General features: G+C 57.7%; 8 protein-coding genes. 6 read left to right on the forward strand and 2 right to left on the reverse strand.

The window, feature by feature from the left end:
- The first annotated feature begins 24 nt into the window (after nucleotides 1-24).
- Nucleotides 25-822, forward strand: coding sequence for a TatD family hydrolase (locus tag FAZ30_RS03820; protein WP_124644453.1), 798 nt, complete (start codon nucleotides 25-27; stop codon nucleotides 820-822).
- A gap of 214 nt (nucleotides 823-1,036) precedes the next feature.
- Complete coding sequence (locus tag FAZ30_RS03825) at nucleotides 1,037-2,686, forward strand: methyl-accepting chemotaxis protein (protein WP_158613611.1); 1,650 nt, start codon at nucleotides 1,037-1,039, stop codon at nucleotides 2,684-2,686.
- A gap of 467 nt (nucleotides 2,687-3,153) precedes the next feature.
- Here FAZ30_RS03825 and FAZ30_RS03830 read toward each other — a convergent pair whose 3' ends face one another.
- Nucleotides 3,154-3,606, reverse strand: a complete 453-nt coding sequence (locus FAZ30_RS03830; RefSeq protein WP_124644451.1) for a hypothetical protein — start codon at nucleotides 3,604-3,606, stop codon at nucleotides 3,154-3,156.
- 68 nt (nucleotides 3,607-3,674) lie between these two features.
- Here FAZ30_RS03830 and FAZ30_RS03835 point away from each other — a divergent pair, with 68 nt between their 5' ends.
- Both FAZ30_RS03835 and FAZ30_RS03840 read left to right on the forward strand, forming a co-directional pair.
- On the forward strand, nucleotides 3,675-4,724 hold the full coding sequence (locus FAZ30_RS03835) for a type IV pilus assembly protein FimV (protein ID WP_124644450.1): 1,050 nt from the start codon (nucleotides 3,675-3,677) through the stop codon (nucleotides 4,722-4,724).
- Nucleotides 4,725-5,069: 345 nt separating this feature from the next.
- On the forward strand, nucleotides 5,070-5,732 hold the full coding sequence (locus FAZ30_RS03840) for a DNA-binding protein (protein ID WP_255424588.1): 663 nt from the start codon (nucleotides 5,070-5,072) through the stop codon (nucleotides 5,730-5,732).
- A 527-nt stretch (nucleotides 5,733-6,259) separates the two neighbouring features.
- Here the strand turns inward: FAZ30_RS03840 and FAZ30_RS03845 are convergent.
- Nucleotides 6,260-7,798, reverse strand: coding sequence for a TolC family outer membrane protein (locus FAZ30_RS03845; RefSeq protein ID WP_124644448.1), 1,539 nt, complete (start codon nucleotides 7,796-7,798; stop codon nucleotides 6,260-6,262).
- Between the two features lie 153 nt (nucleotides 7,799-7,951).
- On the opposite strand from FAZ30_RS03845, the gene FAZ30_RS03850 reads away from it, so the two are divergent.
- Nucleotides 7,952-8,626, forward strand: a complete 675-nt coding sequence (locus FAZ30_RS03850; protein WP_233578538.1) for a transglutaminase-like cysteine peptidase — start codon at nucleotides 7,952-7,954, stop codon at nucleotides 8,624-8,626.
- 8 nt (nucleotides 8,627-8,634) lie between these two features.
- Nucleotides 8,635-10,551: a bifunctional diguanylate cyclase/phosphodiesterase gene (locus FAZ30_RS03855; RefSeq protein ID WP_233578537.1), complete on the forward strand. Its 1,917-nt coding sequence runs from the start codon at nucleotides 8,635-8,637 to the stop codon at nucleotides 10,549-10,551.
- Nucleotides 10,552-10,605: the final 54 nt, after the last annotated feature.

Raw genomic sequence — 10,605 nt, forward strand, 5'->3', positions numbered from 1 at the left:
CGCCCTCACCCCGTGGAGCCCGCCATGCGCTTTCAGCCTGCACCCGGCCACTGCCTGATCGACTCGCACTGCCATCTGGATGCGCCGGAATTCGACGGCCAGCGCGATGCCATCGTCGCCACAGCCCAAGCCGCCGGCATCGGCCAGCTACTGCTGCCCTCCATCCACAGCGACAGCTTTGCCGACAGCCTGGCCATGCGCCAGCGCTATGGCTGCTGGATTGCCTTCGGCCTGCATCCCATCTATCTGCAACGCCATATGGATGACCACTTGCAACTGCTGGAACAACATCTGCAACAGCATGCACCGGTGGCGGTGGGAGAAATCGGGTTGGACTTCTATGTGCCGGGGCTGGACGCCACCCGCCAGGAGCAATTGCTGGTGGAACAGCTGAAACTGGCACGCAAATACAATCTGCCGGTGTTGCTGCATGTGCGCCGCGCACAGGATCGCATTCTGAAATACCTGCGCCAGATTCCCGTGCCGGGTGGCATTGCCCACGCCTTCAATGGCAGCCGGCAACAAGCCGATGCCTTTATCCAGCTGGGTTTCAAACTGGGTTTTGGCGGGGCGATGAGCTATAGCGGTTCGCGCCGTATCCGTGAGCTGGCTGCCACGCTGCCGCTGGAGGCGCTGGTACTGGAAACCGACGCCCCCGACATCCGCCCGCAATGGGCAACACAGCAGCCCAATACGCCGGCCAATCTGGAAAAATTCGCCATCATCATGGCCGAATTGCGAAATATCGACTTGAATACATTAACACCTGCCCTCTGGCGCAATACCTATCAGGCAGTCGGCCTGGCTTTGCCAAGCGGCTAACCTGGCGACAAGGGGTGATTGTTAAGCTATACCATGCTAATGTGCCGGCCGGGTGTGGCTGGCATGGTCACGACGACGGCTGGCAACAGCAATAAAAACAGGTCCGGCCCCTGGCGTCATCAACCAGTCATAGAGATGGCTGACTGTTGATTACCACAGCATGCAAGCACCCATCCGTCATCCATCTGTCTGGCTACGAGGTTCGGGGAATTCAATGAAAAATCTATCCATCGCCACGCGCATCACCACAGGCTTCAGCCTGCTGCTGGTGGCGCTGGCCATCATCGGCAGCATTACCCTGCAGGGGCTCGGCCGCATCGACCAGCGTGTCGAAGACGTTTCCACTCACGAACTGGTGTTTTTCCGTGATGTATCGCAGCTGCGCGTGCACATGGGCAATCTGCGCCGCTTCGAAAAAGACTATTTCCTCAATGTCGCCTCGGCAGAAAAACGCAGCGAGTATCTGGGCAAATGGAAAGACACTTATGGCAAGGCACAGGAAACGGTAAAGGTTCTGCTGCAGGAACTGAACGTGGGCAATAACAGCCTGAGCGCCACGCTTACCGGCCCGGTGACGCGGCAGGGCGAATTGCTGCAAGCCTATGCTGATGGTTTCACCGCAGTCAGCACCCAGGTGGAGGCCGGCAGCATCACCACACCGGCCGACGGCAATGCCGCCATTGGCAAGTACAAGGAAAACGTGCACCAGATGGAAGAGATGCTACAGACCATCAGCAAGTCGGCCGTGGGTGCCGTGGACGCACTGGGCAGCCAGATCAATACCACGTCGACCTCGGTACGCACGGCGGTACTGGCGCTGCTGGCCATCGCCCTGCTGCTGGGCATTGCCCTGTCCTGGCTCATCATCCGTTCCATCCGCCACCCGCTCAACAGCATGCGCGACAGTAGCCAGCATCTGGCACAAAGCCGCGACCTGACCCACCAGTTTCCCGATCTGGGCCGCAATGAGCTGGGCAGCATGGGCCGCTCGGTAGCCGATCTGGTGGGCACGGTACGCACGCTGATCCAGGAATCGCACGGCTATTCCTCGCAACTGGTCGGTGTGGCCGACCAACTGGGCAATGTCAGCGACTACGTGGCCAAGGCCTCGCACCAGCAATCGGAAGCCGCCTCCGCCTGTGCCGCCAGCATCGAGCAGATGACCGTCAGCATCCACATGGTGTCGGACAACACCCAGGGCGTGGAAGAACAGGCACGCCATGCCACCAGCGAAGCCACCCAGAGCAGCCAGCTAGCCATTCAGGCGGCCGCCGAGATTCGCCAGATCGCCAACAGCATTACCGAAACCTCGCGCGTCATCGACCAGCTCAACCAGCGCTCCGGCGAGATCGGTGACATCGTCAAGGTGATACGCGATATCGCCGACCAGACCAATCTGCTGGCACTGAATGCCGCCATCGAAGCGGCACGTGCCGGCGAAATGGGACGTGGCTTTGCCGTGGTGGCCGATGAAGTACGCAAGCTGGCCGAACGCACCAGCGTAGCCACTGCCGAAATTTCCTCGCGCATTTCCGGGGTACAGACCGATACCCAGCAAGCCTTCCACAGCATGCAGCAAGCCAATGCCCGCATCGAAACCGGCGTCAGCAGCACGCAGCAGGTAGCCACCTCGCTGCAGCTGATCCGCGATCTGTCACAACGCTCGGTAGACAAGATCGGCGATGTCGCCGGTGCCATCAAGGAACAAAGCCAGGCCAGCCAGGATGTGGCGCGCAATGTCGAGCAGATCGCCCAGATGAACGACAATACCAACCGCTCGGTCCAGGAATCGCACCAGCTGGCCCAGCAGCTGAAAGATTTGTCGGCAGCCCTCAACGACAGCCTGAACCGCTTCCGCGTCTGACGCTGCCTGCCCTCCCCTCAAAGGCCGCTCTGCGAGCGGCTCAGATTATTGACAAACCCCTCTCGCTTTTCGAAAGGAAAGCGAGGCTCCCTTGCAGGGCAAGGGCGGGGGGATTGGGAGTAAATTGGAAGGCTGCGGAATCAATCACTTAGTCGAGAGGCCCGGCTTTGCCGGGTCCAGTGCAATCGCACCAAATAACTTTGTCAGCAGCCTGGGCCGCTCTGCGAGCGGCTCTTTGTCTGTCTGCGACACCGCGCCCTGGCAGCTCTTGCCATACCTGGCTGACAATATCCGCGACAAATCGCAATCAAAGCCGCGTCGCCCCGCATGCCTTGCCATACCGGGCCGCCAGTACTACTTTCAGAGCAGAATCCAGGCTCGGACATGACAAGCACTTCCGCGATTGACAGGACAGTACAATGCCTACAAACTCAACAGATTTATGAGCTGTTTTAAAGGAAAAGTCGTTACGCAAATGGGAAAATTGTTGGCAAAACATTGAAAAAACGATGGGTCGCTGGCAAACCGGGCGAAAAGACGCAATAAAACAGCTTTACTATCTCTTTACGCGACAGCGCCAGGGCAGAAGCTGGCAGCCATGTGCCCGCAGGATGGGCAGGCTTGTACCTGAACAGAGGCCGGTGTACCTGGCAGGAGCCGACGGTGTGGTTCTGCTTGCAGCCGCTGCCAAGTGGCCGGTGCTGGCCACAGTAAACAGCAGTGTGTTTCAGGCAGGACCGAAACAGGATAGCGCACTGAACATAATAAATAAAGCCGCAAATAATTACCCTGCCGGAGCAACAGCCGCAATATTGTTTTTCAGCAGTAAAACAATGATTGCCAGGCAAATAATAAACGGCAGTGCAAACTAATAAATCAAAATTTCCAGCGACCAGCCACCGTGCAATGGCCGCTTCCATAGCCTGTTTATGGAAATAATTTCTGGAGCAATATCATGTCGGGTTGCGATAAAATCAAGCTGGGGAGCATGATTGTATCTTCCTTCCTGTCGGCCAATGCACTGGCCGGCCTGGGAGATTTACAGGTCAAATCACACCTGGGCGAACCGTTTCAGGCTGATATTAATCTGGTCGGATTTTCCGTAGAAGAACTGGATAATGCCAGAATCGCCTTGGCCGGTGAAACGGAAGTCCGCGACCCCGATCTTTATTCTTCCCGCTTTCTGTCCTCCCTGCGCTTTACCCTGCTTTCTTCCGATCAGGGCGGCATGATTCATATCAGCTCGAATCAGCCTATTGATGAAGCGTATCTGCGCTTCGCCATTAAAATCGAGGCTTTATCTAAGTGGCAGGTCCGGGAATATACTGCCATTCTGAGTCCGAACACGGCACCGGCAACAAGCAAGCCAGTGGCCGATGCCCAGCTTCCAGTGGCACAAGCGGTCCCGGTCCCGGTAGTCGCTCCGCCAGCAGCTCCGGCAGCCACTGCCGTACAGGTCAGCATGCAGCCGCCCACACCGCCGGTGATGCGTAGTGAGCCGGCCAGCCCCCCTGCCGCCGCTAGCAAGCCAGAGACCAAACAGGCGGCTGCCTTGCAGCAGATCAGGGCCAGCCGTGGGGCCAGCCTGTGGCGTCTGGCACGCCAGCTGAAACCGGCCAATACCAGCATCAACCAGACCATGGCCGCTCTGTACCTGGCCAACAAGCATGCTTTTGTCGGTGGCAACCCCAACCGGCTCAGACAGGGTGCCTTGCTGCAGTTGCCCGAAACATCCCGGATCAAGGCGGTATCAAAAGGCCAGATTGATAAAATCCTGCATTCTGACAAACTGCCAGCCAAGACAAAATTCGTGTTGAAGCCGGCCAGCAAGCCGTCTGGCAAAACGGCAGACAAGCCAGCCATCGACATCAAGCAGGCTCCCGTGGGCAAACCGGCTTCCGCCCAGCCCAGCACAAGCCATGATGATCTGCGCATTGAAGAGCTGCAAAAGAAACTGCACTCCATTGACGAAGCACTGACAAAGATGGATGGTCTGAACAAGCGGATCGAAAAGCTGCAACAACAGTTGAAGAATTAGTCATAGCGCTTGCCGATACATGGCAAGCATATGCAATAAAACGCGGCATATTAGCAATCCATGCGAATAGCACTGTGCCAATTAATGAAGATGGTGCCGGTCTAATCAGCCGCCACCATCTTGCTTGTAAAAGATGGACTGAATATGGCGGAGCATGCCGCTGAATCGCGTTTGAATAGCGGTAACCGGCATGGCTCAGGCTGATTTAACCATTTATGGCGTTGGCTCACTTTGGCCACTTTGGGTGGTAAACTGTAGGTAAGCAATTTTAGCACTTCCGACAATGGTATTCTGATAAGCCAGGGTGGAGTGCAATTAGACAGGAGAGTTAAAATGGATAATCGGATGCAAGTGCCGACTGAAATCAGGGATCGGATTTTTTCTATTGCCAACCTGCTGTACGAGCAATCGGGGAGAAGCGAAATGCCGGCGCTTGACAAGGTCCGGGAACTCGCTGGCATCGACATGGTGACCGCCAGCCAGGTGCTGAAAGAATGGCGCAAGGTTCTGCCGGCTTCCGCTACCCAGTTGAGCGGCAATACGCCTGAAGAACTGTCCAAGACTTATAATGAAATGCTGTCCAGTGTCTGGGAATGCGCCAAGAAAATCGCCAACCAGAATCTGTACGCTGCCCAAAAATCCTGGGAACAGGAACGCGACGAACTGGAACGCCTGCGCCTGGAACTGTCCATGGCATACGACCGCCAGACCCAGGAGCTGATCGCCACCCAGAAACAGTTGTCGCATCAGCTGAGCATCAACACGACCAACGAAAACAAGCTGAACCAGATGCTGCCCAAGCTGCACGAGTTCGGCACCAAGGCTGTCAGTGCCCAGGAAAAGGTGACCGTGCTGGAAGAAACCGTACAGCAACTGGAACACCGTCTGCGTACTGAACCGCAGGAATCGGCCTTTACTCCGCCGCAAGCTGCCGACCTGGCAAATGGCGCGGAAGCCGAGCAGGCTGACGCTGCAGATCGCGTGAGCAAGTTCGTCAAGATGTCCTGATCAGCTGGCAATGTCGAAAACGCGCTGGCTGAGTGCGTCATTGCCTGGCAGGAAAATAATGTAATACCGGATACGGGAACGGTGCTGTCGTGCCTGCTGCATGTGCCAGCGGGCAGCACACCGTTCTCCTGTCGGCCACGCTGTCCGCACGACCTACCCGCCCTTGCGGCTTGGCATCCACGCCAGCCCCGGCCACACCGCCTGTCTACGACTACCCCGGCATGCTAGCAACAGCTGGCACAGCACTTGTTACGGCCGCTATGCCACCCTTAGAACCTGTTCATAGTCTGCTGGATTGAGTCGAGATGGGGCTGATACTGCGTTAAAAACGCCTGTGGAATGCTCATTTACTCTAGGTAAACTCCGCTTTCCCACTTGTTCCCGGTTATTTTCGCCTTGTCTCACTCTAGCTCGCGAGACTTTGAACAGGCGCTTAGGCCTTCTCCAAAGAAAAACGGGACATTGCTGTCCCGTTCTTGCCAGACAAAGCCAGCCTGCTGCGTGCAACGCAACAGACCAGCCTGTGCTTAATTGGCCATTGATGCCGCGATTTTCTTCTTTTTGGCTTTTTGCGGTGCCAGCTTGGCCGGAACCGCAGCGGCAAGCGCAGTCGCCGGTGCCACAACCGGTTCAGCACTCGCTGCCTCATAGTGCCGCGCCTGAATCGACTGCACATCGATCAGGGTAGGTGCGGTATAGGCCGTGCTGCAGGCGTTCTGCTCTTCATCGCTCAGGCTGCTGTCAGTCTGGAAGCTTTCCACCGGTTTCAGTCTGAGCGTTTCCAGCAGGCGGCCGGAGTTGCCCAGCACAGTGGCTTCGGCCAGCTTGTAATCGGACTGGGCATTGATGTAGGCGCGCTGGGCGTCGAACAATTCATTCTCGCTATCCAGCACATCCAGCAGGGTACGCTGGCCGATATCAAACTGTTTGCGATAGGCATCACGTGCCTTCTCGGTGGACAGCTGATGCTGACGCAGCGAGTTCATCTGCACCTTGAGCTTGATAATATTGTTGTTGGCAATGCTCAGCGTCTGGCGCATATCACGGCAGACCTTGTCGCGCAGGTCTCGGGTGGTATTCAGCTTCTCGGCAGCCGAACCCAGGCGCGCACGGTCAGCACCGCCACGGAACAGGTTCATGTTGAAGATGATGGCCGTCGACGAGATATTGGTGCGACCGTTGTACCCGTTATAGCTGTCGGTGGGAGCCTTGCTGGCTTGCAAATCCAGCGTGGGCGAGAAAGCACCACGGCGGACATTCACTTCGGCAGAGGCGGAACGGACATTCGCCAGCGCACCCAGATAAGCCGGATTGTGCAAGACAGCGTTCTTGATCAGGTCGTTGTTGCGCGGCAAGGCTTCGGTCAGCACCGGCAGCTCGTTCAGCTGTGCCGGCGCTTCGCTGCCGGTAAGACGGGTGTAGCGGGCAGACACATCATGCAGATTGGAAGTGTCGGTCAGCAGATTGGTTTCGGCCAGGGCCAGGCGGCCTGCTGCCTGTTCCAGATCGACGCGGCGGCCGACACCGGCGTTCACCTTCTGCTCGATTTGTTCGTAAATGCCTTTGTGGATGGCATAGTTTTCCTGCGCGCTGTTCACCAGCTGGCGATAGCGCAGCACATCCTGGTAGGCCTGGATGGTTTGCAGGGCAATGCTTTCCGATGTATCCAGCAAGTCGAAATAGCGCACTTGCTGATCGTAGCCCAGCTGTTTGACCGTGTTATAGGTTTGCAGACCCTGGAACAGGTTCTGGCTGAGGCTCAGTTTCCAGCCTCGGGTAGTGTAATTCTGATCCGCCACACCAACATTGTTGGGGTAGTCATAACGCTGGCGATTTGATTCATAGGTCAGATCGACAGTCGGCATATAACCGGCACGGCCTACATTCACATCCTGTCCCGCCCCACGGAACTGATGCAATTTGGCCAGCACTTCCGGGTTATTCAGCACCGCCTGTTGTACAGCATTATCTACATCGATCGCCAAAGCATGCTGTGGCAGTACTGCAGTAATACCGCCGAAAGCCAATGCTGCCGACAATCTGATGGATTTATGTAGACTTCTCATGAATACTACCCCATATCAAATATCTTGTTTATTTATAATTAATAACTAAAACACAATATATATAAAATTATACACACGGAAATTTCCGAACGCTGCAACTTTTTGTTCCAGATCAAGATCATGCCCCAGCTTTGCGCAGCCAGAACCTTACCTTTGCGTCACCCGCGACTGAGTTCATTCTCGGCTGCCGTGGTACGTCTGCTGCTACTGCCTTTGCTATTGTGGTTTCTCTGCCTTGGTGTCACCGGCAGCAGCCTGCCCAGCGAACAGACGGTAGCGCGCTACGGGCCACAGGCGCAGCGCCTGTATCGGGAATGGCAGAGCATGCTGAATACCGCAGGCAGCAGCGACAGCCAGCGCCTGAAAGACGTCAACGAGTTTTTCAATCGCCGCATCACTTATGCAGAAAATAGCCAGGTATGGCGACAGGAAGATTACTGGGCCACGCCACTGGAAACTTTCGGCAAGGGCATGGCTGATTGCAAAGGCTTTGTTATCGGCAAATATGTGTCGCTGCGCCTGCTGGGCGTATCGCCGGACAAGATTCGTCTGACCTATGTCAAAGCGCGCATAGGTGGCCCCAACAGCAATATCACCCAGGCACACATGGTGCTGGCATACTACCCCACGCCCACGGTGGAGCCGCTGATTCTGGACAACCTGATCACCAGCATCCAGCCTGCCTCGCAGCGCCCCGACCTGATTCCGGTGTTCAGCTTCAATATGGAAAGCATCTGGGTAGGCGCTACACAGAACAACAATGTCAACCGGCTGACCCGCTGGAAACAGCTGCTGGATAAACTGAAAACTGAAGGCTTTTCTTTTTGAGCATGCCCGTGATTACACGCAAACTTTCCCTGGTGCAGCGCCTGTGGCTGCTGTTGCTGCTGCTGATGACGCTATCCATTGGCGGCGCACTGATTGCCAATCTGCTGAATGCCCGCAATTACCTGGAGCAGCAACTGAGCGCCCAAAGCGCCGATACCGCCAACTCGCTGGCACTGATGGTCACCCAGTACAAGGCTGATCCGGTGATGGCGCAAACCCTGCTCAGCGCCGCTTTCGAACAAGGACATTTCGCCGAAGTGCGCTGGGAAGGCGTACCTGCCGATGCCGCCATCCGCCTGCGCAACAACAACGGGCTGGAAGACACGCCAAGCTGGTTTCACCGCCTGCTGCCGCTCAGGCCGCAAAGTGGCCAGGCCCAGGTCAGCAATGGCTGGCTACAGGCTGGCCGCATCGTGGTCGTGGCCCATCTGGGCTATGCCTACAGCTCGCTCTGGCTAGGGGCGCTGCAAACCGTGTTCTGGCTGGTGGTCATTGGCCTGGCAGCCGGCCTGCTCGGCTTTTTCGATATCCGCAGCCTGCGCCGGCAGCTGCATGCGGTGGTCGAACAGGCACACGCCATCAGTGAACAGCGCTTCATGCGCATTCCCATTCCCGGCATCCCCGAGCTGGCCGAAGTCGCCAGCGCCATGAACACCATGGTGGAGCGACTGCAAAACTACCTGCTCGGCCTGCGCGACGAGGTGGACCGCCTGCGGCGTGCCGCGCTGACCGACAGCAGCACCGGCCTGCCCAACCGCGAAGCCTTCGAACAACGCTTCTCCAGCCTGCTCGACCCACAAGCCGACCCAGCCAACGGACATCTGCTGCTGATCCGCATCGCCGGCCTGGCCGAGCTCAACCAGCGCCTGGGTGGCCGCCGCACCGATGCCCTGCTCAAGCGCGTGGCCGACGACCTGTCCACCCAGTGCCAGCACCATCGCGGCTGGATGGCCACCCGCCTGCGCGGTGCCGACTTTGCCCTGTTCTGCCCCGAGCTGGGCGCAGCAGAAGCCTGCAAGCTGGCAGATGAGCTCTGCCTGCTATGGCCGGTGTACTGGACGATGGAATTGTCCGACCAGCCCGGCCTTGGCCATATTGGTATCACCCACTTCCAGAGCGGCGACAAACTGGGCGAAGTACTGACCCGCGCCAGCCATAGCCTGACCGTGGCAGAAGCCCAGCCGCTCAATAGCTGGAAACTGGATGACGGGGCCGGCAACCCGCAGCAGACCAGCGATTTTGACTGGAAGCAGCTGCTGGAAACCGTCTGCCAGGACAACTCGCTGCAGCTGCGCTGGTATCCGGTATGCGACCCGGACAAGACGATACTGTGGCATGAAGGCATGCTGTTTCGCCCGGCCAGCGGACAGATCCCGGCCATGAGTGCACTGCGGCTGGTTTCCCAGGCCGCCCGGCTGGGGCTGATCCACCGACTGGACATCAATACCCTGGCGCTGGCGCTGCAACAGGGCCCGCAAGGCGTGCTGGCAGTGAATATGTCGCCAGCTTCGCTGCATCACCCCGACTTCCTGCCGGCCATCCTGCACTTGCTGCAGCAGCACCCGCAGCGCCAGATCAATTTCGAGTTTCACGAAACCGGGCTGGACGAGCACTGGGAGCATTTTATCGCCTTCAGCCGCGCCATCCGCCCGGCAGGCCATCAGCTGGCGGTAGAAATACAGGGCCACAATATGGCACTGGTAGCACGCACGCACGAAGCCAGCATCAGCTATCTGGTGCTGGACAACACCCTCACCCAGGGCATGCACAGTGACGAGGGCCGTGCCGCCTTGCTGCGTGGTTTGCTGCGCATGGCCTCGCTGATGGGAGTGCGGCTGGAAGCCAAGGGCGTCAACGATACCGCGGATGCCACAGCGCTCATCGAAATGGGTGTGCACTGCCTGACCGGGCCAGCCATCAGCTAAGCGCCCCACATGAGCTGCCAACACCCCGCCTCCAGCCACTGGACGCGGGGTTTT

The sequence above is a fragment of the Aquitalea aquatilis genome, assembly GCF_005155025.1.
Classification (GTDB): domain Bacteria; phylum Pseudomonadota; class Gammaproteobacteria; order Burkholderiales; family Chromobacteriaceae; genus Aquitalea; species Aquitalea aquatilis.

Coding starts and splice junctions, on each gene's coding strand:
- FAZ30_RS03820 (WP_124644453.1), top strand. CDS start 25: ATGCGCTTTCAGCCTGCACCCGGCCACTGCCTGATCGACTCGCACTGC.
- FAZ30_RS03825 (WP_158613611.1), top strand. CDS start 1,037: ATGAAAAATCTATCCATCGCCACGCGCATCACCACAGGCTTCAGCCTG.
- FAZ30_RS03830 (WP_124644451.1), bottom strand. CDS start 3,606: ATGGAAGCGGCCATTGCACGGTGGCTGGTCGCTGGAAATTTTGATTTA.
- FAZ30_RS03835 (WP_124644450.1), top strand. CDS start 3,675: ATGATTGTATCTTCCTTCCTGTCGGCCAATGCACTGGCCGGCCTGGGA.
- FAZ30_RS03840 (WP_255424588.1), top strand. CDS start 5,070: ATGCAAGTGCCGACTGAAATCAGGGATCGGATTTTTTCTATTGCCAAC.
- FAZ30_RS03845 (WP_124644448.1), bottom strand. CDS start 7,798: ATGAGAAGTCTACATAAATCCATCAGATTGTCGGCAGCATTGGCTTTC.